Raw genomic sequence first — 22,307 nt, 5'->3', positions numbered from 1 at the left:
TCAAGCCGGACCTGTGGCCGTTGACATCGCGTTCCGGGCAAACAAGGATGCGTCGCGCCGCGGTCTGCGCGCGAACAGGGGATCCATGTGAAAAGGACAATCGCCGCGGCGATCGGCGCCGTGCTCTCTGCGTGCGCGTTCGCTGCCCTCGCCGGCACGCCCCAGCAATGGCGCGCCATCGGCCCCGGCCCCTCGCACGGCGGCCAGGTCGAGAACATCACCAATCGCGAAGTGGTCGGCGCCATCAATGCCGTCGCCACGCATCCGACCGATGCCGGCATCGTCTATGTCGGAGCGGTCAACGGTGGCGTCTGGCGCACCGCCAACGCGACCGCGGCCGCACCGAGCTGGACGCGGCTGACCGACGCCCTGGGCTCGCTCTCGATCGGTTCCATCGAGCTCGACCCCACCGACGCGCAGTCGCGCACCGTGGTGGCGGGCGTGGCGCGTACGTCCAGCCTGTCCCGCGACGGCGGTGCCCTGATCGGCCTGCTGCGCAGCACCGACGAGGGCGCGAGCTGGACGGTGTTGAGCAGTCTGGCCAATCGCGAGATCCAGGGTGTGGCGCCGCGCGGTGCGGTCATCGTGGCTGCGACCGACAATGGCATCCATCGCTCCACCAACACGGGCGGCAGCTTCACCCTGCTCTCGGGGGCGGCGGGCAGCGGCCTGCCAGCGGGTGCCACCCTCGACCTCGCCGGCCACCGTGCCGCACCGGCCGTGCTGTACGCGGCGGTCACCGGCGGCAACGCGCGCGGCATCTTCCGCAGCAGCGATACCGGCGCCACCTGGACGCGCGTCTCCGACGCCGCCATTGAGGCCCGTATGAATGTGGGCACGGCCGGCACTCGACGGACCGAGCTGGCGGTGGGTGCGGCGGGGCAGGTGTTCGTTCTCGTCGTCGACGACACCGGCCGCGCCTCCGCGGTGTTCCGTTCGGCCGACGGCAGTCCGCCCTGGCTCGACCTCGGCGTGCCGCAGACGGCCGAGCAGAACGGCGTGCTGTTCGGCATCCACCCAGGCGGACAGGGCAGTATCCATCTGTCGATCGCGGCGGACCCGAGCAACGACCAGCTGGTCTACATCGGCGGTGACCGTCAGCCCTACTTCGGTGAAGGCGTGTCCGGCAGCTCCATGTTCTTTCCCAATTCGCTGGGCGCACGCGACTACAGCGGGCGCCTGTTCCGCGGCGACGCGAGCCTGCCCGCGGGCCAGCGCTGGGCGCCCTTGACCCACAGCGGCACGCCGAACAACTCGGCGCCGCATGCGGATTCGCGCGACATGGCCTTCGACGCCGCTGGCGGTCTGATCCAGGTCGACGACGGCGGCATCTACAAGCGCACCCTGCCGGCGACGGCCGATGGCATCTGGCTGTCCTTGAACGGCGATCTGCAGACCACCGAGTACCACGGCATCGCCTGGGATGCGGTGTCGAACCGCATCATCGGCGGCGCGCAGGACACCGGCACCACCCAGCTGCGCAGTCCCGGCTCACCGATCTTCGACAGCCTCTCGACTGGCGATGGCGGCGACGTGGTGGTGGAGGACCGCTCTTCAGCCACCACTTCCACCCGCTACACCAGCTTCCAGAACCTCTCGCAGCTGCGCCGTCGCACCTATGACGCCAACAATGCCGCGATCTCCAACGTTGCACCGGCGCGAACCCTGCTGAACGGCAGTCCCGCGCTGGTCGCGCAGTTCTACACGCCGCTCTCGGTGAACTACGCCAGTGCCACGCGCCTTGTCATCGGCGCCAGCAACGGCGTGTATGAGTCGCTTGATCGTGCAGACAGCATCGAGCGCGTTTCGACCGCGCGCATCAACGCCTTCAACGGCGATCCGGTGGTCTACGGCGTCGCCGGCAACCCGGGCTTCCTCTACTTCGGCGCAGGCACCGCCCTGCACCTGCGCACGCAGGACGGTGCGGCGCTCGATTCGATCGCCACCTTGCCCGCAACGGTGGTCGACGTCAGCGCGGACATCAACGATCCACAGCGCTTGTTCGCCATCACCCAGACCTCGGTGCACTACTCGAGCGATGGCGGCGCCAACTTCAGTCTGGTCACCGGCAACCTGGTCAGCGGTCTCGCGCCCGGGCGTCTGCGCAGCATGGAATACGTCCCCGACGTCGACCCGGCCCTGGTCGTCGCCGCCAATCGCGGCGTCTACATCGCGTACGAGAGCAGCGGCTTCAGCAGCTGGAGCCTGCTCGGCACCGGCCTGCCAAACGTGGTGGTCTACGAGCTCGAGTTCGACCACATCGACCGCGTGCTGGTCGCCGGCACCCTGGGCCGGGGCGCCTGGGTGCTCGACCTGCCGCAGCCCAACGAAATCTTCAAGGATGGCTTCGAATGAGCGCTATGACTGGCACGCGATCCTTCGTCAGGCCGCTCGCGGTCGCCCTGGTGCTCGCCCTGCTGACGCAGAACCAGGCGCTGGCTGCTGGGGCCCATCACGAGCTGGCGGAAGGCGTCTGGGTGGCGAACGAGGCCGACCGCGTCTATCTGTCGAATGCACAGGGCTTTCCGGAAGCGCGCGAGCTTGAGGATGGCCGCCTGCTGTGGACGGCCACGGAACCGGCGGTACTGATCTGGCACGCCGACGCGCGCTGGCTGGCGCTGGGGCAGTCGGGCAAGCGCGGCGAGGGCCGACTGCTGCTGATCGACGCCGCCTCTGGCGCTGTCCAGCAGCGGATCGACTTCGCGCTGCCCGATGCCGTCAGCGCAGCAGTGAGCGCCGAGCCCCTTCGTCGTTTCGACGTGCGCGCCGAGCGCATGGGCGATGGCGTGCGCCTGCACTGGAGCTACGTGGCCCATCCGCTGCGCGGCGCCCTGCTCGCATCGGACGGCGGTGCGGTGGCCAGCGAAGGTGTCGAACTGCAGGGCGTCGTCGATGTCGATCTGGCATCGGCCCGCCCGATGGCCCGCGCGCGCGGGGACGTCGAGACCGCTGTCGCGGGGCGAGCGCCGGATCTGCGCGGCGACGCCCGCATCGCCGAGCTCGGTGAGCGGCAGTTCCGATCGGCCGACGACGCCCACGCCATGGCGTCTGAGTCCAAGCCCGACCCGACCTTCGGCACGGTCTGGCGCTGGCAGCTCGCCAGCCGCAGCGAAGGCATCCTCGACGCGCAGCTCGACCTGCCCTTCAGCTACGCGCCTTTCCTGATCGACGAGCAGCGACTGGTCTATCGCGCGCCAGCGCTCGGCTACCGGCAGCCCTCGGGCGCGTGGCAGCACGCCGGCCTGCGGCTGGTCGTGCACGGGCTGGAGTCAGGGCGCGAGCTGTGGTCGGTGGAGGTGCTGGACCGGGAGTTCAGGGGTGTGCTGCCGCCTTGAGTGGGCGGCGGCAGCGTCAACGCGGCTGTCGTGCGGAAACTGCGTCTGTGCCGCATTCGCGCTCGCTGCAGATGATGTTCTGCAGCGTCCCCATGTCAGTGTCGCCGGTCTCGCTTTCGTCGCGAGCTGATTAGTACTCGACGGCGGTTCCGGCGATCCGTGGCCGCGGATGACGAGGGCGTACTTGGCGTGCACGCAACTTGCACATCCAAGCTCTGCAAAGCCGTGCTCAGAGTGCTTCGCGGCGGCGATTTCGCTACTGTGTAACGTTGCAAAATTTCCACACGCGTTCGGGCAGCCTCCCAACGACATCCGCAAAGCGCGATGTCGGACCCTGAAGAACCTAGCCCCGGGGGGCACCCACCATGAAGATGAGTTCCCATCACGCCGCGATGATGGTTTTCGTTGCGGCATTCTGCTGCCAAGCGTCGGCGCGCGCTGCCGACGGCACGCCCGGTCGAGCGCCTGAAGCGTCCAGCGTTCACGAGTCGGGCATGCGGGTCTATCTGGACCCGGAGACGGGCCTGCTCTCGCCTGTGCCTGTCACGCCTGAACAGATGGTCGAGGACGAAATGTTCAACGCCGGTCGCGCGCCGGCACCGATGGAAGAACTCCGGCGCGCCGACGGCACCGTAACCGTGCGGCTCAACGGCAACTTCGAGGTGGCCAGCCAGGTGGTGATCGCGCCGGACGGCCGGAAGATCTCCTTGTGTACGGACGCAGCACATGCCGGGCAGGCGCCCCATGCGCACGTTCTTCCACTGCCGACCGCCGAGGAGCGTTGACCCATGCGCCGGGAACTCAAGCCGCTTCTCGTCTCCTCCGCCATCGCACTCGCCCTGCTCGCCGGTTCAGCGCAGGCCGCGACCATTACCATCGTCAACGCTGACGGCCCGGATGAAGGGTTCAACGACCCCACGCCCGTTGCGCCATTGAACTCCAACCCCGGCACGACGCTTGGACAGCAGCGTCTCGCCGTGTTTCAGCAGGCAGCCGAACAGTGGGCCGCACTTCTCGTCAGCGATGTCGAGATCCAGGTCCGCGCGGCCTTCAACCCCTTGACCTGTAGCGGTACCTCGGCGGTGCTCGGCTCAGCAGGTGCGCGCACCGTGCACCGCAACTTCCCGAATGCGCCCTTGCCTGACACCTGGTACTCGCAGGCACTCGCGAACTCGCTGGCAGGGGAGGACCTGGATCCGGTTACCGAAGACATCAACACCCAGTTCAACACCGATATCGACTCTGGCACTTGTTTGACCGGAACGGTGGGCTGGTACTACGGCCTCGACCCGGAGCTGGATCCGCCACCTGCCGACCGGACGCCTTTGTTGCCCGTGGTGTTCCATGAACTGGCGCACGGCCTGGGCTTCCAGACCTTCACCAGCAACAGTAGCGGTGCGTTCTTCAATGGCTTCCCCGACATCTGGACGAACTTCCTCGCGGATGCGCCCAGCGGGACCACATGGAGAGCCATGGCGAGCAATGCCGAACGTGCCGCCTCGGCGCTCAGTGATCCCAACCTCGTCTGGACGGGGCCGAACGTGACGGCGGACAAGGAGCTCTTCCTCGGCCCAACGCCGTCGCTCATCGTCACATCACCGTCTTCAATCGTCGGCACCACGGCGGCCCAGCCTGCGACCTTTGGGCCTGCAGTCACGGATCCGGGCGTGTCCGGAGAAGTGGCAGCCGCCGAGCCCGCGCTGGCCTGCGATCCCATCACCAATCCCACGGCCCTCGCCGGCAAGATCGCTCTAGTCGATCGCGGCGTGTGCAACTTCTCGGTCAAGGTAGCCAATGCCCAGGCCGCAGGCGCCACCGCGGTGATCGTGGCGAACAATGCTGCGACGGGTCTTCCCGGCATGGGCGGCGAGGACCCGACGATCACGATCCCCTCCTACGGCATCCTCCAGTCCGTCGGACAGGCGATCCGCGCCGAACTCGCGAACGGTCCTGTGCAGGTCACCCTGGGCTTCGGAGCCAGCCTCGCAGGCACCAATCGCGGCTTTGTGCGCATGCACGCCCCTGCCGTGCTGGCCCCGGGATCCTCGGTCTCGCACTTCAGTGTCGACGCCTCGCCCAACCTGCTGATGGAACCCTCGCTCAACCGCGACATCTTCAGCGAGGTGGACCTCAGCATCCCGCTGTTCCGCGACATCGGCTGGCGAGACAACGGCGCGCCGGGCGTACGCGTTTTCGAGGACGGTTTCGAAACCGACTGACCGATCGCAAACTTCAGGCAAGAACGCAGCGAGGCGAGGGGAAACCCTCGCCTCGCTGCGTTTCAGGCCTTTGTCGTGACGTTCGGATGGGCTTGAACAGCACGTCCACCGACCTTCTGGAGGCGCGGTGCCACAGAGGGACGATCGCGCTGATGCACGGCCCACAGCGAGATTGATCCGCCCGCACTGTCACCTGATCGAACCCGGGCTCCTTTTGCGTGTGGGAGGGGGTCGTCGTTCCGTCCCCCGGGTTGGTTGCCGCGGTTCGAGGACCAGCCCACAGGCTACGCCCCTGTCGGGCAAGCCTTTCCAGCGCTTGGAGAACTCTATGCTCAGTCGGCTCACACGTCTTCTTTCGGGCGCGAAGTCCTTGACGCTTGGCCTCAGGACAAGGGCGCCCGAGAGCGGCGCAGTGCTGACCAGCGATCAGCAATCCGAGACACCCAGAAGTCAGTCGGATCGCAACTCGCGGACCCGCATGGCCGCCCGCCTTCTTGCGGGAGCAGCTGCGCTTGCAAGCTTGGGCATCGCAGCGGCCGGCGTATACGGACTGGACAGGGTGACCTGCCGGCTTTTTCAGGACCACCGATTAGTTGAGGGAGGCTCGGTGGGTTGATGCTTCGCTCTGCTGCTTCTGTTCGTCCTTGAACTGCTTCGGGGTCCGGTACCCGAGGCTCGAGTGGGGGCGATCTTCGTTGTAGTGACGACGCCAGCTCTCGATGATCACCCGCGCTTCGGCCCGGCTTCGGAACCACTCCATGCTCAGGCACTCGTCGCGGAACTTGCCGTTCAAGCTCTCGGCGGTGCCATTCTGCCAAGGCTTGCCGGGGTCGATGTGCGCCGTTTCGATGCCCTCCTGCTGCAGCCATTTCAACACCGCATGGCTGACGAACTCGGGGCCGTTGTCCGAGCGCAGGTAGCGCGGCGCGCCGTGTTCGCTGACCAGGCGCGACAGCACCTCGATCACGCGACGCGAGCGCAGGCTACCCTGCACGTCGATCGCGAGCGCCTCGTGGGTCCACTCATCGGTGATGACCAGACATTTCAGGGCTTGGCCGTTGGCGCAGGCATCGAACACGAAGTCGTAGGCCCAGACCTGGTTCGGCCCGGTGGCCGGTATCGACCGCGGCCTGGAAGCGGCGATTCGCCTGCGCGGCCGCTTCTTCGGCACCTGCAGCCGGGCCTGCTGCCACAGCCGGAACATCCGGTCCCAGCCCAGCTGGAAGCCCTCGCGCTCCAGATAGATATGGATCCGGCGATAGCCAAACCGCGGATACAGCGCGGCGTAGTGCTTCATGCGTTCGATGACCGCAGCATCCTTGGCAGGCAAGCGAGCTTGGTAGCGCAGCGCCGAGCGGGCCAGCCCCAGCAGCACGCAGGCACGTCGCTGGCTGATGCCACGCTCGACCATCCGAGGGATCAAGGCGCGCCGGGCAGGCGCGCTCACCACTTTTTTGCAGTGATCTCCTTCATCACCTCGATCTCAAGGTCTCGCTCGGGCAGCAACTTCTTCAGGCGCGCGTTCTCCTGCTGCAACGTCCGCAGCTGTTTGACGTCAGCGGTTTCCAGCTTGCCGTAGCGCTTGCGCCAGACGTACAGCGTCTGCTCGCTGATGCCGTACTTCTTGGCCACCTCCGCAACCGGCGACTTGTCGGCCTCGCGGAGGATCTTGACCATCTGCTCTTCGGTGAATCGGGACTTGCGCATGGGCTCCTCGCTGATGTCAGGAGCCATCCTCTCAACTTTCAACTGGTCCGAAAATCGCCGAGCAGGTCAGTTACCGCCGCCAGTCGCTTCGCACATTCTTTCGTCGATGATGCACTCGCTCGCAATGGCATTGAGTGATGGCAGCATGCCTGCTAGCAATGCAAATTTAAGGGTCTTCTTCATGATTTCGGCCTTTGGTTTCTATGGTTCGCGATTGTGGTCGGGCTTTCTGGAGTGGATCTCTTGCGCACAGGCTGGCGCCGAGTTTGCACGGTCCTCACTGATTTTGTGCGTTTGTCCTCGCTGTCTTGGGCTTGCCCCTGTTGCGTTATCGTTCTAGCTTGGCTAGTTTCTCCGCCAGTTTGGCGCAATTGGCTGCTCGGTGGTGATTGTTGGTGCCGCAGGCTCTTTCGTGCAATTCGCCAAGCACTGCTTTCTGCTCTAGCCTGCTGTTGGGGCTCCTGACGAGATGGGAGTTGCGAAAGGTTGGTTGGTTGGCCTTCGCGATGGCCTCCTCTATGCGAGCTTGAGCTAGGAGGTTTCGCAGCAGCTCCAGCATTATGTGGTACGAAAGCGGCGAGTCCTCACCGTATTGCTCCAATATTGATGCGTAAGCGGTTTCGGCCAATTCCAGCGCCTCACCCAACGATGCTGGATCACCCTTGATTCTCAGGTGTCGTGCCAGGTTGATTGAGACACGCACCGAATTGATGTGAGCCGCACCCCGCGCTCGCGTCATGGCTGAAAGGCTCTTCCTGCCGGCGCTGATTGCTTCGTCGATTCGGTCAAGGCGGGCGAGAAGTGTTGCCAGCTGAGAATTGGCCGAAGCCACCAGTATGCTGTCAGGGCCCATAACCCGCGACGCTACCTCGATCTCAGCCGACAGTTGGGCTCCGATATCGGAGGTTGGATTGGCGCGAGCCATGAGCCCCAAGAGGCTAAGTCTCGAGTCAACTAGGCGAGGGTGCTCAGGCGGTAGCTCGGTCAGCTGCCATGTGACTGTGGACGCCATCAGGGAGATGGCTTGAGGCAGGTCGCCCAGAGAAGCCAGAACGCTTGATTCCAGCCACCGGATTTCCGTCATTGCGCGGCTGCTTGGACCGATCTCCTGGAATCGGTGCCTTGCCTCGCTGAGGAGGCGCGCGGCCGGCTCGAGGCCGTCTCGCGATCTGACGATGCGCGCGCGAAGTAAAGCCCTCTCGGGCGAATCTTCGCGCTTGAGGTTCGTCAGCCGCACTTCCAGCGCCTCAGCTTGAACGTGCAAATCATCGCGCGCCCATGCAAGAGCGCCGCTGTAGAGCAGTGAGGCACTGAGCTCTGGATCCGCCACCCCCTCTTTGTCTATCGCCTCCAGACCCTGAATGGCCCATTGGACTGCTTTGGGCCGCTGGCCGAGGTCGAGTTCCACCCTTGCGAGAGTGGCGGCGAGTCTTGCGAAAACCTGAGGTTGAGTGTCTTGCAGCTCGTTCAGGCGGATCGCGGCTGCATCAAGAATCTGACGTGCCGTTACAGTATCCCCGGACGATTCGGATGGATCCGCATTCCGAAACGCCGACTCCAGAATCTCCACCACCTGCAGCGCGCGGTCGCGTTCGACCACCGCAAGATTGCGCTGCTTGCGCAGTTCAATGGCCTGCAGTACGAGGCCGCTGCCGAATGCGGTGATCGCGAGGATCAAGGCGGCCGACAGCCCGACCGCCGTGCGATGCCGGCGGATGAACAGTCGGCTCCGGTAGGCCCAGCTCGGGGCACGCGCGGTGACCGGTCGACCTTCCTGCCAGCGCTGAAGCTCGGCGTCGAGGGCATCGACGTTGCGGTAGCGCTCGCCGGGTGACTTGCGCAGGCAGGTGGCGACGATGGCGTCGAGGTCGCCGCGCAGCTCGCGGGCCCAGGGCTGGGCGCTGCGCTCGCTCATCAGCGGCGGGGCCACCTGCAGGATCAGACGCTCGATCTCGGCAGCGCGCAGGTCCTCGAAGTCGAAGGGCAGGGTCCCGCTGAGCAGCTCGTACGCCAGCGCGCCCAGGCTGTAGACATCGCAGGCGACGCCGGCGGGTTCGCCCAGCAGCTGCTCCGGCGCGCTGGCGTTGGGCGTGAAGAAGCGCTCGGCGGTGCGGGTGACGCTGGCCTGCGCGTCTTCGATCGATTTGGCGATGCCGAAGTCGAGCAGCTTGGGCTGGCCGTCGGCCGTCACCAGCACGTTGTGGGGCTTGATGTCCCGGTGCAGCAGCAGGCGATCGTGGGCGTGGGCCACGGCGGCCAGCAGCTTGCGCAGCAGTTCGACGCGCGCGCGCAATCCGAGCGCATTGCGTTGGCAGTAATCGATGATCGGCTCGCCCTGCACGACTTCCATCACCACGTAGGGCGTGCCGTCGGCGAGGCTGTCGGCGTCGATGAAGCGACAGATGCCGGGGTGGTCCAGTGCCGCCAGGTGTCGGCGCTCGGCTTCAAAGCGCGCGATCAGGCCGGCACCCGCGCGATCCGGGCGGATCAGCTTGATGGCGACTTCGCGGGCGACGGGCCCCTCGCTGCGGCGGGCCAGGTAGACGCGGCCCATGCCGCCCTCGCCGAGCAGGCGCAGGACCTGGTAGGGGCCGATCTGCGCCGGAGCGGGGTCGAGTTCGGGCAGCGCCTCGCGCAGCAGGGGCTGGATCTGGCCGGACAGGGTGGCGTCCAGTGGGCCGGTCTCGGCATCGCGCGCCAGCAGCGCGCGAACTTCCTGTTCGAGCCGCGGGGAGTCTTCGCGCAGACGCAGCAGTGCTGGCTCGCGCTCGGTCGGCGGCAGGTCGGCGATGGCATCGAAGGCGGCCAGCAGGCGGCGGCCGAAGTCGGCGCGCTCGGCGTCTGCTTCCGGCGTGGTGTTCGGGTTGTCCGGGTGCATCGGGCTAGGGACTCAGGTGCTCGGCCAGCCAGGCGCGCGCAAAGCGCCACTGGCGACCCACGGTGGCGGTGGAGCTGCCCATCACTTCAGCCATCTCCTCGATGCTCAGGCCGCCGAACACGCGCATCTCGACGACGCGCGCGCAGTCGGCGTTGATTGCTGACAGCGCCCGCAGGGCCGAGTCCAGCTGCAGCCAGTCGAGCGGGTCAGGCTGGCCGGACTCGAGCTGCTGCAGCTGGGCGTCGAGGTCGATCCGTGCTGCATCGCCGCCGCGCTTCTGGCTGCTCTTCTGACGCAGGTGGTCGACCAGGATCGAGCGGATGGCGGTGGCCGCCATGGCCTGGAAATGGCTGCGGTTTTCCCAGTCGACCTGCTGCTGACGGCGCAGGCGCTCGTAGGCCTCATGCACCAGTTCGGTGGGCTGCAGGGTGCGCACGCCCGGGAATCGGTTGAGCTGGCCGCGCGCGATCTCGCGCAGCACGGGATAGAGCGCTGCCATCAGCGCCGACTCGGCGCCGGCTTCGCCGGATTTCCACGCCTGCAGCAGTGCGGTGACTGAACTCTCGGACATGCATTCCTCGGCGCCGCGCCTGCTTCTTTCCATCCCCTCATCAGCTCTGTCCAGGCCGGCGAGCGTCTGCCCGTTTCGCCCGTCCCGTCCCCGCGCGCGTCCAAGCTCAACCCGCGGACACCAGTCGATCTGTGCCTGCGCCGCGGGCTCCGAGGCTCACGCCTGCGAAGAGTGGCAGGGTGTCCGCAGCAGAGGGCGCGAGGTTCAGCGGCCTTCACGCTTTGGCATCCAGCAGCGCCGAGGGCGCGCCATGCTAGCAGCGCCGGTGCGGGCTGCAAGTTTCTGACCGATTGCGTTCATTCCAGCCGTCCAGAGCCATGGCGTGGCTGCAGTTCGCGCCGGCCATCGCGCGTCAGGGGGCTGCCGCTGGCTTGATTCGAACACCTCGATGGCGCTTTGGTCATCCGCCCAGCGCTCTGGCATTCTCGACCGATGAACCTCGCCTACTTGCATCTTCGACGCCGCGTGCTTTGCGTGGCCGCGCTCTTGCTGTTGGGAGTTGCACTCGCGTTCGCAGCCCCCGTCATGCCACCGCCCATCGACGCGATGTGGGATCGCGACGTGATCCTTGCGGAAGCCACGTACGTCGATCAGCCTGCGCCGCACCGGCTGCGCTTCATCGACGTTGATGTCGTCCACGGCGGCGAGGCGCGCGACGAGGTCACGGTACAAGTCGATGACAACGCGCTGCCGCTGGTGCAGCCCGGCAAGCGCTACGTGCTGGCCTGGCAGGAAACCCAGCGATCGCCTTCGACCAAGAAGCTGCGGGTGATGCGTGCCGAAGGTCCCCAGCTGTTGATGAGCGCGGGCGCCAATCCGGCGCTGTTCGAGGCGCGCCCCGAGACGCGCGAACTGCTGCTGCAGCCGCCGACGCCCGAGCGCCTTGAGGGACGCGAGCATCTGCGACGCGCGATGGCTGGCCTGCGTTCGGCCGACCCGCAGATGCAGTCGCTGTTCGCAGCCGAACTGTTTGCGCGCTCGGCGCTGCGCGAGCAGCTCGGCGGGGCCGAGCGGCGCCGGCTGCGCGCCTTCGTGCTGCGTGGCGATCGCGCCTACGAGGCGCGTTCGATGATCCTGGAGGCAGCGCTGATCTACCCCGCGCACTACGGCAGCGACTGGGCGCGTGTTGCCGCACGCGTGATCCGGCATGAGCCGGTGTCGGCGTTGCCGGGTCAGCCCAATGAAGGTCTGGTCTGGTCGGCCTTCGGGCTGCTGCAGCGCGACGCTGCGTCGGTGCCGCTGGCGCAGCTGGCGCGCTGGGTGGCCTCGGGCAATGGCGCTTTGTCCGAGCTCGCGCTTCACGCCATTCGGCGGCAGGCGCCGGAACGCGAGCTGCCGCTGATCGACCAGGCGCTAGCCGACGAAGCGCTGGCCGCTGGCACGCGCGAGTTCCTGCTGGATCACCGCAGGCGTCTGCTGCTGTCGCAGTCCAGCGAAGGCTGACCGGCAGCGAGTCGATCTTGCTGTCGATCGGAATCCCGCATGGTGCAGTCGGCGCTGCAGGCCGCTCTCTGCCGGGAACGTGAAGGCGGGCTGTGGGGGCGTCTGCTGCCTTGGGGCCGGTGAATCGCCGGGGAGCTGCGTACCAGAGCCTCGCGCTGCCGCTGCGGGCGGCACATGCGCGCCGGAGCCACAGGCGTACACTCGCGGCGGCTGCGTGGGGATGCCGCAGCCGCCCAACACAACTTCCCGGGGGAACACGATGTCGTCGAGATTGCACCTGAGCCTGCTTGCGAGCGGGCTGCTGTCGCTGCTGCCCATATGGGCGCATGCGGCCACCGAAGCCAGCGAGGAAGCGCGCGTGGAGACTGCGCAGGCCGTGCGCTCCGACGTCTCCCCACCACTCTCCGAGCTGCTGCGCGCAACGCCGACGCGCGCGGTCGGGCCCACGACGGAAATCCCCAATATCCTGCTGAAGCCCTCGCCTCTGGACAGCCGCCAGCCGCAGTGGTTGGCCGAGCTCTCCGGAGTCCAGTCGGCGCCGCTGGGCAACGCACCCGTGCCTGCGCCGCTGCAGTCCTTCAATGGTCTCAGCTTGAACGGTTCGCTGCCGCCCGACACCAATGCGGACGTCAGCGACACCCATGTGATCCAGTGGGTGAACACGCAGTGGAACGTGTTCAACAAGCTCACCGGTGCGCCGATCGGCGCGCCGATGGAAGGCAATGTGTTCTGGTCAGGCTTCGGCGGCGCCTGCGAGAGCCAGGACGCCGGCGATCCGATCGTGCTGTTCGACGACGTGGCGCAGCGCTGGGTGTTCAGCCAGTTCACCGGCTCGGCCGTGCCGCGGCAGTGTTTCGCGATCTCGCAGACTTCGGACCCGATGGGCCCCTACAACCGCTACGAGTTCGTGTTTCCACAGTTCAATGACTATCCGCACATCGGCATCTGGCTGGATCGCTCGGCCCGTCGAGACGGCTATTACTTCGTGGTCCACGAGTTCCAGGGCAACACCTTCCGCGGCGCGGCATTTGTGGCGGTCGACCGCAACCGCATGCTGGCCGGCGCGCCAGCGGCCCAGGTCTCGATGCTGCGCTTCCCCGGCATCGATGCCTACGGCGCGCTGCCCGCCCACCTCGAAGGCACTACGCGCGCAGCGCCCGGGGCCTGCGCGCCTTTCGTGCATTTCGACAGCAGCACGTCCGAGTACCTGTTCTGGGATCTTTGCGCCGACTGGGCCACGCCGGCCAACTCGACCTTGAGCACGACGCCGACCCGGGTGGCCGCGAGCGCGCCGTTCTCGAACGCGATCGGACCGTCGCCGCAGGCCGGCACCACCCAGGGCCTGGATACCTTCGCCCTCAACCTCATGTATCGCGCCAGTGCGCGGGCCTTCCCCGCAGGCGCACCGACCGAGACCTCGATCGTCGTCAACCACACGGTGAACGCCGGCGGCGCCAAGCTGGGCGTCCGCTGGGCGCATTTCGACATGCGCTCGCCCGCGGCCCCGGCAACGCCGGACGTGTTCGCCGACGGCTTCGAGCCGCTGGCCCCGGTGGCGCCTGTGCTGCTCAGCAAGGGACTGGTCGAGGATGGCGTCTTTGCCCCCGACGAGCACAACCGCTGGATGGGCGCGATCAATATCGACCGCAACGGCTACATCGGCTTGGGCTACTCGGTGTCGAGCACGACGCTGAATCCGCAGGTCCGCTACAGCGGCCGCACTTTCGCCACGCCGGCCGGCATGCTGCTGGATGAGGCCAGCTGCACGGCCGGCATCGCCAACGGCTCGCAGACCAGCACCTCTGGGCGCTGGGGCGACTACGCCTCGATGAGCACCGATCCCGAGGACGAGTGCAAGTTCTGGTTCACCACCGAGTACCTGGCAACGACCTCGAACGCCGGTTGGACCACCCGCATCTGCAGCTTCCGCTTCCCCGAGTGCGGCCAGCCCGATTTCCGCCTGGTGCCGGAGTCGGCCACGCGCTTCGAGTTCTGTGCGGCAACCGCCAGCAACCCGGTCGTGCAGTTGCGCGGGGGCGTGGTGTCCGGCCAGTCCGGTAGCGCAGCGCTCAGCTTGGTGGGCCTGCCGGGCGTGACGCCAGCCTTCAGCGCCAATCCGCTGGCCCTGCCGGGAGCCGCAACGGTGACCCTTGGCGGCGCCACTGCACTGGCCTCGGGCAACTACGCGGGAACGCTCGATGCGACCGTCGATGGCAAGACCCGCAGCCTGCCGATCAGCCTCGGCGTGTCCTCGGCAGCGCCCGTGGCCCCCGTGCTGAGCGCGCCGGCAAACAACGCCGTCGGTCAGGTGGTGCGGCCGACGCTGAGCTGGGCGGCCGTGCCCGGCGCATTGCGCTATCGCGTGCAGGTGTCGACCAACTCCGGCTTCACCGCCATCGTGTTCGACCAGGTGGTGGAAACCAACAGTGCGGTCACCGGGGTGCTGTCCGCCAACACCGCGTACTTCTGGCGGGTGCGCCCCATCAACCACTGCGGCGATGGCGCGCTGTCCGCCACCTTCCAGTTCAGCACGGGCACCCCGGGCACCTGCCCGGCCGGCACCACGGCCAACCAGGTCTTCTTCGACGACAACGAGACGGCAGCGATCGTGTGGTCGACGCCCGTCGGCGTCGGCACCAACACCTGGTCGCGCCGCGCGGCGACCGGCACCGGCATGAGCTCCACGGTCTGGCGCGCCGACAACTCGAGCAATGCCTCCAACGACCAGCCGCTGATCTCGCCGCCGATCACCCTGCCCGCGGCCGCGCAGAGCCCGCTGCAGTTGACCTATCGCACCTTCCACGTGTTCGAGACCGAGGGTGCGAACCAGTGCTGGGACGGCGGTCTGCTGGACATCAGCACCGACAACGGCACGACCTGGGCGCCGATCAACAGCCAGCTGCTGACCGACCCCTATGACGGCACCAGTGCGGGCGGAGCGAACCCGGTCGGTGCCGGCGTGCCGATGTGGTGCCGATCGGTCGGCGGCGCGCGGACATCGGTTGTGGATCTGAACGGCTTTGCCGGGCAGACCATCCGCCTGCGCTACCGCGCCACCGGCGATGACAACACCGCTGCGGCACTGCCGAACGGCTTCGAGATCGACGACATCCGCGTGTTCGGCTGTCAGTAAGCCTCACGCCTCAGGCTTGGCCGAAGGGCGCGTCGAAAGACGCGCCCTTCGTCTTTTGCTGCGGTCGTGGCAGTGCGCGTGCACTGCCCCTGGGGGATTCGCGCGAGTGCCGGCGCGCCGATGATCCGCCGCGAATCGCGGAAGTTTCAGCAGCCCACCCAGGCCCGGCCTGTCATCGCCGGCTTCTCAGTCCTGTATCCCCACCATCCACTGCACGCCGAAGGGGTCGCGCGCCATGCCGAAGCGCTTCGACCAGAAGGTCTCGCCGGCAGGCATCGTGATGGCGCCGCCATCGGCGGCCAGCGCCGCCAGGGTGCGATCCACGTCTTCCGACGTGGCGACATCGAGCGACAGCGCGAAGCCGCTGGGCACGCTGGCCTCAGTGCTGCAGCCGTCGGACAGCATCAGCCGCAGCGCGCCGATTCTCAGGCTGGCGTGCATGACCTTGTCGCCCCAGTCGGCGGGCAGCATGCCCTCGGGCGGGGGGTCGGGCGCATCGCGGAAGCGCATCAGCATTTCAAGCTCGGCGCCGAGCGCGTCGCGGTAGAACCCGGCGGCGCGTTCGGCGCGGCCGTCGAAGAACAGATAGGGCTGGATCAGCATGCGGGTCTCCTTTCGTTCGAGGTGGCCGGGTTGCGCAGGGTCCGGTGCTCCCTGGTCGTGCGGGGCCGCCTCGGATCGACAGCGCGGCACGACTCGCGGGCCTGGGTGTGCGCGGCTACAGTGAACGCCCCGACGCCTGCCCCGGTCCAGTCCGTCCATGCTCAGCGCGATTCCCGACGACTACTCGGCCTACGTCAGCGCGCTGGGCCTGGGCCTGCTGATCGGCATCGTCCGCGAGCGCCAGCGCGACAGCCAGCAGAAGATCGCCGCCGGCATGCGCACCCACACCCTGGCCGCGCTGGTCGGAGCGGTCGGCTGGCAGCTGGGCCTGCCGGTGTTCGCGATCGCGCTGGCCGCGGTCGCCCTGCTCGCCTTCGGCAGCTACCGTCTGAATCCGTCGAGTTCACCTGGCCTCACCGGTGAAGTCGCGCTGGTGCTGACCACCCTGCTCGGCGGGCTGGCCCAGCCCGAGCCGGGCCTGGCCGCGGCGCTGGCCGTGCTGGTGGCCCTGCTGCTGCAGTCGCGGGCCGCTCTGCATCGCTTCAGCCGTGAGCTGATCAGCGAGGCCGAGGTGCGCGACGGGCTGCTGCTGCTGGCCGCGATCGTGCTGGTGCTGCCGCTGCTGCCGAACGCGGCGGTGGGTCCGTATGGCGTGCTCAATCCCGCCAAGCTGTGGCAGCTGGTCGTGCTGGTGATGGCGATCAGCGCTGCCGGCCATATCGCGCTGCGGGTGGTGGGCAGTCGCTTCGGTCTGCCTTTGGCAGGCTTCTTCGCCGGCTTCGTCAGCAGCACCGCCGCGATCGCCGGTTTCGGCCAGCGGCTGCGCGAGCAGCCGGCCCTGCGTCGCTCCTGCGTGGCCGCCGCCGAGGCTGCGGCGCTGGCCTCCCTGCTGCTGGCGATCCCGGTGCTCGGCACGGTCTCGACCACTTACCTGAGTCTGGTGCTGCCGCAGCTGCTCGCCTTCGGCGCGGTGCTGGCGCTGGCGGTCCTGCTCGGCCTGCGCGGCGATGGTGTCGATCCGGAAGCGGCGATGCCGACGGCGGCCTCGCGCATGTTCAGGCTCTCGCACGCACTGGTGTTCGCCGCGCTGATCGCCGGCGTGCTGCTGCTGTCGGCCTTTTTGCAGGAGCGCTTCGGCAGCGCCGGCGCGCTGCTGACCTCGGCGATCGCCGCCCTGATCGAGCTGCATGCGGCGATGGCGTCGATCGCCCAGCTGGGCGGCAGTGGTGCGCTCAACGACACGATGGCCGAGTGGGCGCTGCAGGCGGTGCTGCTGTCGAGCGTGCTGGCGCGCGCTGCGGTCGCCTTCACCGCCGGTGGGCGCGCCTACGGGCTGCGTGTGGGCGGCGTGCTGGCGCTGGCCTGGGCGGCGTCGAGTGTGGCGGTGCTGCTTTAGCGGAGTCTCTAGCGAAGCGCGCGGGCGCTGTGACCTGCAGCTGACCGGGGGGTGCGGACGCCCCTGCCGGGGGCGTCCGCACCGAAGCCGATCACTGCACGCGGAAGCTCACGTCGTCGACATAGACGTAGACGTCATAGCTGGTCTGCGCGCGGGTGATCACCACGCTGTCGAGGGTGACGCTGGTGGCGGTGATGGTGCCGTTGCCGCCGACCCAGGCCGACCACTGCGCGGCGTCGTCGAGCCGGACTTCGTGGAAGGTCCAGGTGTTGGCCGGCAGGGTCCGCGCCACCGACAGCTCGGTGCCGTCGCTGTCGTCGACCAGGTACTGCACGCTGACCCCGCTGGCGCCGGTGTAGAACCAGGCGCCGAGGCGGCCGCCGGCCTTCTGCAGGCGCGCGTTGTTGGCGGGCGTGCCGCCGCCGGACAGCAGGCGCACGAACCAGTCGGCGCTGCTGCTGACGTTGTCGCGCAGGAACACCTGCAGGCTCCAGCTGCCGTTGCGGGCCTGGATGTTCGAGCGTTGCGCGGTCGACACGGTGGAGATGCCGACCGTGCTGCCGGACAGCGTCGGCGCGCTGTTGAAGCGGCCCACCGAGGCTTCGAAGCTGTCGAGCACGCTGGCGGCAGGCGGCGGCGGAGGGGGCGGCGTCGTGCTGCTGAGGCGCTGCACCAGGGTCGGCAGCCAGGGCAGGAGCAGGCCCGGGCAGCTGTTGCTGGTGTGGCCGGACCACTCCTTGTGGCCGAGAATGTTGCTGCGGCTCTTGGGGATTCCGTAGCGGTTGACCACCCAGCGGCTGATGTCGGTCAGCGCGTTCAGCTGCGACTCGCGCGGCGAGAAGTTCACGAAGGTACCCACCACGCTGATGCCCACATTGTTGGTGTTGTGGTTGCCGACATGCGCGCCGGTGCGGTCAGGGTCGCGGCCCTCGTAGACCTTGCCGTCGATGCCCACCGTGTAGTGGTAGCCGAAGTCGCACCAGCCGTTGTTGTCGATGTGGTAGGCCTGCATCTGGCGCATGCGCGCGGCCGGCGTGATGGTGTCGTTGTTCGGCGTGGCCGTGTGGTGGACCGTGAGGAAGCGCGGGCTGTGGGTGCTGCCGCAGGCGCCGGTGGCGCGGGCGCCCCACTGCGCGCGCGAGATCACGCCCGGCGCCAGCGGCGCCTTGGCAGCCGCCGCCTCGAACGGCAGATCGCGGGCGAGCCGGCCGCGCTTGGGCAGGGCCTCGGTCAGCGGTTCTGCCTGCAGGAAGTCGATCTGCGTCTTGCCGCGCTGCAGTTCGACGCGCTGCGCCGGGCGCGGCAGCAGGATGCGGCCGACGTGCGCGGCGCCTTCCGACCAGGTGATCTCGACACTGCCGGCATCCAGCGCCTCGCCATCCGCGCCGTAGGACACCCAGCCGAGGCCGTCGACCCGCTTGCCGTCGAGCTTCAGGCCGACGCCGTGCAGCGGGGCGCCGTCGAGCGCCTCGACGCGGCCGCCATCGGCGAAGAAGGCATCAAGGCCCTCGGCCAGCGCCGAGATTTCCTCGCCGTCGACGTAGTAAGGCGTTTCCGCGGCGCGACCGCTGCGCAAGGATTCTTCGACCAGCCAGGGCATCTGCCACTGCTTGAGGCTGTCATCTGCGGTCTCGGCGGGCAGCGCCTGCGCGGTGAGCAGGGTGGGCAGGCAGAAGCCGAGGCTGATCAGGCCGAAGCCGAGCGGTCGCAAGGCCGCGCGGCGGCGCATGAAGGTCTGGAACATGGATTTGGATACTCCCCGAAAGTGGACAGGGCGACGCCACCCAGGGCGCCCCCGATTGAACGCCTGTGGCTCCGACACCGGGCCCGGCGCACTGCAGTCCTCCCTGACGGCTGCCCCCCGCAGCCTTCCCGCCGCCGGCCCAGAAACAGCCCGGCAGGCCGCGAAGGTGGCCGGGATCGCAGTGCAATGTCAATGATCGTTACGTTACACGTGGATGCCGGATGGATGACGGGCGGACCGAGCATCGAGGCCCGGGGCGCTTGCAGACCTCGCCTGCAAGCGCGAAGGGCGCGGCGCGTGACGCCCATGCCGCATGCTTGGCACGCCTCCTGCTCCCAAGGCGTAGGCAATCCGCAAATGAGGACTTCCGCGATGTCGCTGCAGTGGCGTCTGATGGCCGGCGTATTGGGTCTGTTCTGTCTGCTGGCCGTGCTGGCCTGGCTGGGCCTGCGTGGCCTGACCGGCAGCCTGCGCGAGGCCCTGGGTGAATCGGCGACCGAGGTCGGCCGCGCCGTGGTGACCGTGCTGCGCACCGCCCCGGACGGCAGCACGCTGCCGATCGCAGCCGCCGATGCACAGGCCTCTTCGGAAGCAGCCGTTCCGGGCATCGGAATGCGCGAGCTGCAGGTGCATCTGAACGGGCGCCGCCTGCGCCCCGAGGAGGTCGACGCCCTGCGCGCCGAGAGCCTGCCTGCGCCGGTGGCGCGGCTGCTGCAGGACGGCGCGCCGCTGCGCATCGTTCGCCGGCTCGACGACGACGAGGAGCTGAGCTTCAGCGTCGAAGGCTTCGGTGAGCAGCGTCGGATCGTGGTGCCCACTTCGCCGCTGGCGCGCGCGCTGGGCGAGTTCAGCGAGCGCATGGCCTGGGGGCTGGCGGGCCTGCTGCTGCTGGGGGCGATCGGTGCCGGCCTGCTGGCCCGCTATCTGGGCGCCCCGCTGGCGGCGCTGGCGCGGACGGCCGCGCGCGTGGGTGAAGGTCGGCTGGGCGAACAGGTGCGCCTGCAGGGGCCGCCCGAGGTCCGCGCCAGTCTCGATGCGTTCAACCGCATGTCCGCCGATCTCGCGCGGCTGCAGGCGCACGCCGCGCGTCAGCGCGAGGAGCGCGCCCTGGCCGAGCTGGGCGAGATCGGGCGCGGGCTCGCCCATTCGCTGCGCAATCCGCTGCATGCGCTAGGCCTCGGGCTGGATGCCCTGGCCGCCGGGCGCGGCGATGCGTCCGCCCTGGCCAGCGCCAGCCGCGCCCAGCTGCAGCGCATCGACCAGGCCCTGCGCGCCTTCCTGGCGCTGTCGGCAGCAGCCGGTGCCGAGGCCACCGAGGTCGAGCTCGCTGCACTCATCGATGACGTCCTGCTGGAGGCCAGCCAGCGCGCCGCGGGTCGTATTCGCCTGCAGCGCGAGGTCGAGCCCGCGCGGCTGTTGGCGGTGGCGGCCGAGCTGCGGATCCTGCTGCACACCCTGGTGATGAACGCGATCGAGGCCTCGCCGGACGGCGGTCGGGTCTGCGTGCGCGCACGGGCCGAGGCGGACGGCGTGGTGCTGGAAGTCGAGGACGAAGGCATGGGCGTAGATCCGAGCCTGCGGGCGCGGCTGTTCCAGCCGCATGTGACCAGCAAGGCGGCAGGTGCGGGCATGGGGCTGTATCTGTCCGAACGGCTGGCGCGCCAGCGCTACGCGGGCGGGATCGTGCTGGAGGACCGCGCGCCGCGGGGTACGCTGGCGCGCCTGCGGCTGGGGCCGCGCATCTCGGAGGACGCCGCCGATGCCCGCTGACGCTGGCGAACGCATCCTGCTGGTCGAGGACGACCCGCTGCAGCAGCAGCTGGTGACCGGCATCCTCGAACGCGCCGGCCACGAGGTCCTGCGCGCTGCTGGCATGACCGAAGCGCAGCAGCATCTGGACGCGCCCGGCCTGGCCCTGGTGCTGTCCGACTACAAGCTCGCCGAGGGCGACGGCCTTGCGCTGCTGGGCCTGCTGCGTGAACGACGGCCGGAACTCAGCTTCATCCTGATGACCGCCTACGGCTGCATCGAGCACGCCGTCGAGGCGATCCGCAGCGGTGCCGACGACTATCTGGCCAAGCCCTTCGAGCGCACCGCCCTGCTGCTGGCAGTGGACAAGGCTCTGCGCAGCCGCGCCCTGCGCGCCGAGAACCGGCGCCTGCAGTCGGCGCTGTCGGAGCAGGAAGGACTGGTCGATCTGATCGGCCGCGCGCCGGCCATGCAGCGCCTCTACCGGCAGATCCAGCGGTTGGCCCCGACCACGGCCACCGTGCTGATCGAGGGTGAGAGCGGTACCGGCAAGGAGCTGGTCGCGCGCGCCCTGCATCGGCTCTCGCGACGCGCAGCGCAGCCCTTCGTCGCGGTCAACTGCGCCGCCATTCCCGAAGGCCTGGTCGAAGCCGAGTTCTTCGGCGCTGAACGCGGTGCCTATACCGGCGCCCAGGCGGCGCGCGCAGGCTGGTTCGAGCAGGCCGACGGCGGCACCCTGTTCCTGGACGAGATCGGCGAACTGCCGCTCGCCCTGCAGCCCAAGCTGCTGCGCGCCCTGCAGGAGGGTCGGGTGACGCGGGTGGGCGGCAGTCGCGAGCAGGTGGTTGACGTGCGCCTGCTGGCTGCCACCAATCGCGATCTCAAGCGCGAAGTCGCCGAAGGGCGCTTCCGCGAGGATCTGTTCTGGCGCCTCAATGTCGTCGGCCTGAGCCTGCCGCCCCTGCGCGAGCGGCGCGAGGACATCCCGCTGCTGGTCGCGCAGTTCGCCGCGGCCGCCAGCCGCCGCCACGGCCTGGCCTTCGAGGGCGTGCCGCGGCCCCTGCTGCGCGCGCTGATCGCCCAGGCCTGGCCAGGCAACGTGCGCGAGCTGCGTAATGCGGTGGAGCGGCTCGTCCTGCTGGGCGAGGAAGACGAGGACGCCGCGCCGCTGGCGGAAGCGTCGCCGCCTACAGGCACCGCCGGCGATGGCGGACTGCGGCTGCCCGAGGCCGGGCTCGACTTCGAGCAGCTGGAGCGTTCCCTGCTGCAGCAGGCGCTTGCCCGCAGCGGCGGCCAGCGCAAGCGCGCGGCCGGGCTGCTGGGGCTGTCCTACAAGACCTTCCTGTATCGGCTCGAAAAGCACGGGCTCGGCGCGCCAGACGGCGAGTGAAGGGCAGTCCCGATACCGGGCTCGCCAATCCCCAGCTGCGGATCGGGCGCCCATAGCAGTCCGCCTTGGCGTCGCAAGACTCTGATTTTCAGGGGATTAGCGCTTGGCACGGAGGCTGCTAAGCCAGCAGTGCGACGCC

14 protein-coding genes are annotated in these 22,307 nt (G+C 68.5%); 9 read left to right on the top strand and 5 right to left on the bottom strand.

From position 1 onward, the window contains the following. Nucleotides 1-87: 87 nt before the first annotated feature. The 4 genes from Q0654_RS03920 (at nt 88) to Q0654_RS03905 (ending at nt 5,554) form a co-directional block, all read left to right on the top strand. Nucleotides 88-2,355 (top strand): hypothetical protein, encoded by a 2,268-nt coding sequence (locus Q0654_RS03920; protein ID WP_298850661.1) that lies wholly within the window; start codon nt 88-90, stop codon nt 2,353-2,355. Beyond that, nucleotides 2,352-3,335, top strand: a complete 984-nt coding sequence (locus tag Q0654_RS03915; protein WP_298850659.1) for a hypothetical protein — start codon at nt 2,352-2,354, stop codon at nt 3,333-3,335. Before Q0654_RS03920 ends, Q0654_RS03915 begins: the two co-directional genes overlap by 4 nt. Nucleotides 3,336-3,700: 365 nt before the next feature. Further along, nucleotides 3,701-4,120, top strand: coding sequence for a hypothetical protein (locus Q0654_RS03910; RefSeq protein ID WP_298850657.1), 420 nt, complete (start codon nt 3,701-3,703; stop codon nt 4,118-4,120). Between the two features lie 3 nt (nt 4,121-4,123). Beyond that, entirely contained in the window at nt 4,124-5,554 is a 1,431-nt protein-coding gene (locus tag Q0654_RS03905; RefSeq protein ID WP_298850655.1) for a PA domain-containing protein, read from the top strand. 589 nt (nt 5,555-6,143) lie between these two features. Here Q0654_RS03905 and Q0654_RS03900 read toward each other — a convergent pair. From Q0654_RS03900 to Q0654_RS03890, 3 genes are all read right to left on the bottom strand, one after another. Continuing rightward, a protein-coding gene (locus tag Q0654_RS03900) for an IS3 family transposase (RefSeq protein WP_298850653.1) occupies nt 6,144-7,261 on the bottom strand; the annotation gives its coding sequence in 2 pieces (ribosomal slippage) (nt 6,144-7,015 and nt 7,015-7,261; 1,119 coding nt in all). 328 nt (nt 7,262-7,589) lie between these two features. Continuing rightward, a complete protein-coding gene (locus Q0654_RS03895) occupies nt 7,590-10,139 on the bottom strand; it encodes a serine/threonine-protein kinase (RefSeq protein WP_298850649.1) in 2,550 nt (849 codons plus the stop codon). Between the two features lie 4 nt (nt 10,140-10,143). Further along, on the bottom strand, nt 10,144-10,710 hold the full coding sequence (locus Q0654_RS03890; RefSeq protein ID WP_298850647.1) for an ECF-type sigma factor: 567 nt from the start codon (nt 10,708-10,710) through the stop codon (nt 10,144-10,146). 525 nt (nt 10,711-11,235) lie between these two features. On the opposite strand from Q0654_RS03890, the gene Q0654_RS03885 reads away from it, so the two are divergent. Beyond that, on the top strand, nt 11,236-12,153 hold the full coding sequence (locus Q0654_RS03885) for a hypothetical protein (RefSeq protein WP_298850645.1): 918 nt from the start codon (nt 11,236-11,238) through the stop codon (nt 12,151-12,153). Nucleotides 12,154-12,412: 259 nt separating this feature from the next. Next, on the top strand, nt 12,413-15,286 hold the full coding sequence (locus tag Q0654_RS03880; protein ID WP_298850640.1) for a hypothetical protein: 2,874 nt from the start codon (nt 12,413-12,415) through the stop codon (nt 15,284-15,286). 186 nt (nt 15,287-15,472) lie between these two features. Here Q0654_RS03880 and Q0654_RS03875 read toward each other — a convergent pair whose 3' ends face one another. Next, nucleotides 15,473-15,889, bottom strand: a complete 417-nt coding sequence (locus Q0654_RS03875) for a glyoxalase/bleomycin resistance/extradiol dioxygenase family protein (RefSeq protein ID WP_298850638.1) — start codon at nt 15,887-15,889, stop codon at nt 15,473-15,475. Nucleotides 15,890-16,046: 157 nt separating this feature from the next. Between Q0654_RS03875 and Q0654_RS03870 the strand changes: the two genes are divergently transcribed. Further along, nucleotides 16,047-17,285, top strand: coding sequence for a DUF4010 domain-containing protein (locus Q0654_RS03870; RefSeq protein ID WP_298850636.1), 1,239 nt, complete (start codon nt 16,047-16,049; stop codon nt 17,283-17,285). A gap of 91 nt (nt 17,286-17,376) precedes the next feature. Here the strand turns inward: Q0654_RS03870 and Q0654_RS03865 are convergent, their stop codons facing one another. Further along, nucleotides 17,377-19,029, bottom strand: coding sequence for a peptidoglycan recognition family protein (locus Q0654_RS03865; protein ID WP_298850634.1), 1,653 nt, complete (start codon nt 19,027-19,029; stop codon nt 17,377-17,379). 372 nt (nt 19,030-19,401) lie between these two features. Here Q0654_RS03865 and Q0654_RS03860 point away from each other — a divergent pair, with 372 nt between their 5' ends. Together Q0654_RS03860 and Q0654_RS03855 are read left to right on the top strand one after the other, a co-directional pair. Further along, a complete protein-coding gene (locus Q0654_RS03860; protein WP_298850631.1) occupies nt 19,402-20,799 on the top strand; it encodes a HAMP domain-containing sensor histidine kinase in 1,398 nt (465 codons plus the stop codon). Further along, the gene (locus Q0654_RS03855) at nt 20,789-22,168 is read left to right on the top strand and encodes a sigma-54 dependent transcriptional regulator (RefSeq protein ID WP_298850629.1); all 1,380 of its coding nucleotides are present in this window, start codon (nt 20,789-20,791) and stop codon (nt 22,166-22,168) included. Before Q0654_RS03860 ends, Q0654_RS03855 begins: the two co-directional genes overlap by 11 nt. Nucleotides 22,169-22,307 lie beyond the last annotated feature (139 nt).

The sequence above is a fragment of the uncultured Aquimonas sp. genome (genome assembly GCF_937888285.1).
In the GTDB taxonomy this organism is placed as follows: Bacteria; Pseudomonadota; Gammaproteobacteria; order Xanthomonadales; family Xanthomonadaceae; genus Aquimonas.
The sequence above is the reverse complement of the archived record's forward strand: the minus strand, read 5'-3'. Positions and strand labels throughout refer to the sequence as shown.

Coding starts and splice junctions, on each gene's coding strand:
- Q0654_RS03915 (WP_298850659.1), top strand. CDS start 2,352: ATGAGCGCTATGACTGGCACGCGATCCTTCGTCAGGCCGCTCGCGGTC.
- Q0654_RS03910 (WP_298850657.1), top strand. CDS start 3,701: ATGAAGATGAGTTCCCATCACGCCGCGATGATGGTTTTCGTTGCGGCA.
- Q0654_RS03905 (WP_298850655.1), top strand. CDS start 4,124: ATGCGCCGGGAACTCAAGCCGCTTCTCGTCTCCTCCGCCATCGCACTC.
- Q0654_RS03895 (WP_298850649.1), bottom strand. CDS start 10,139: ATGCACCCGGACAACCCGAACACCACGCCGGAAGCAGACGCCGAGCGC.
- Q0654_RS03890 (WP_298850647.1), bottom strand. CDS start 10,710: ATGTCCGAGAGTTCAGTCACCGCACTGCTGCAGGCGTGGAAATCCGGC.
- Q0654_RS03885 (WP_298850645.1), top strand. CDS start 11,236: ATGCCACCGCCCATCGACGCGATGTGGGATCGCGACGTGATCCTTGCG.
- Q0654_RS03880 (WP_298850640.1), top strand. CDS start 12,413: ATGTCGTCGAGATTGCACCTGAGCCTGCTTGCGAGCGGGCTGCTGTCG.
- Q0654_RS03875 (WP_298850638.1), bottom strand. CDS start 15,889: ATGCTGATCCAGCCCTATCTGTTCTTCGACGGCCGCGCCGAACGCGCC.
- Q0654_RS03870 (WP_298850636.1), top strand. CDS start 16,047: ATGCTCAGCGCGATTCCCGACGACTACTCGGCCTACGTCAGCGCGCTG.
- Q0654_RS03865 (WP_298850634.1), bottom strand. CDS start 19,029: ATGTTCCAGACCTTCATGCGCCGCCGCGCGGCCTTGCGACCGCTCGGC.
- Q0654_RS03860 (WP_298850631.1), top strand. CDS start 19,402: ATGTCGCTGCAGTGGCGTCTGATGGCCGGCGTATTGGGTCTGTTCTGT.
- Q0654_RS03855 (WP_298850629.1), top strand. CDS start 20,789: ATGCCCGCTGACGCTGGCGAACGCATCCTGCTGGTCGAGGACGACCCG.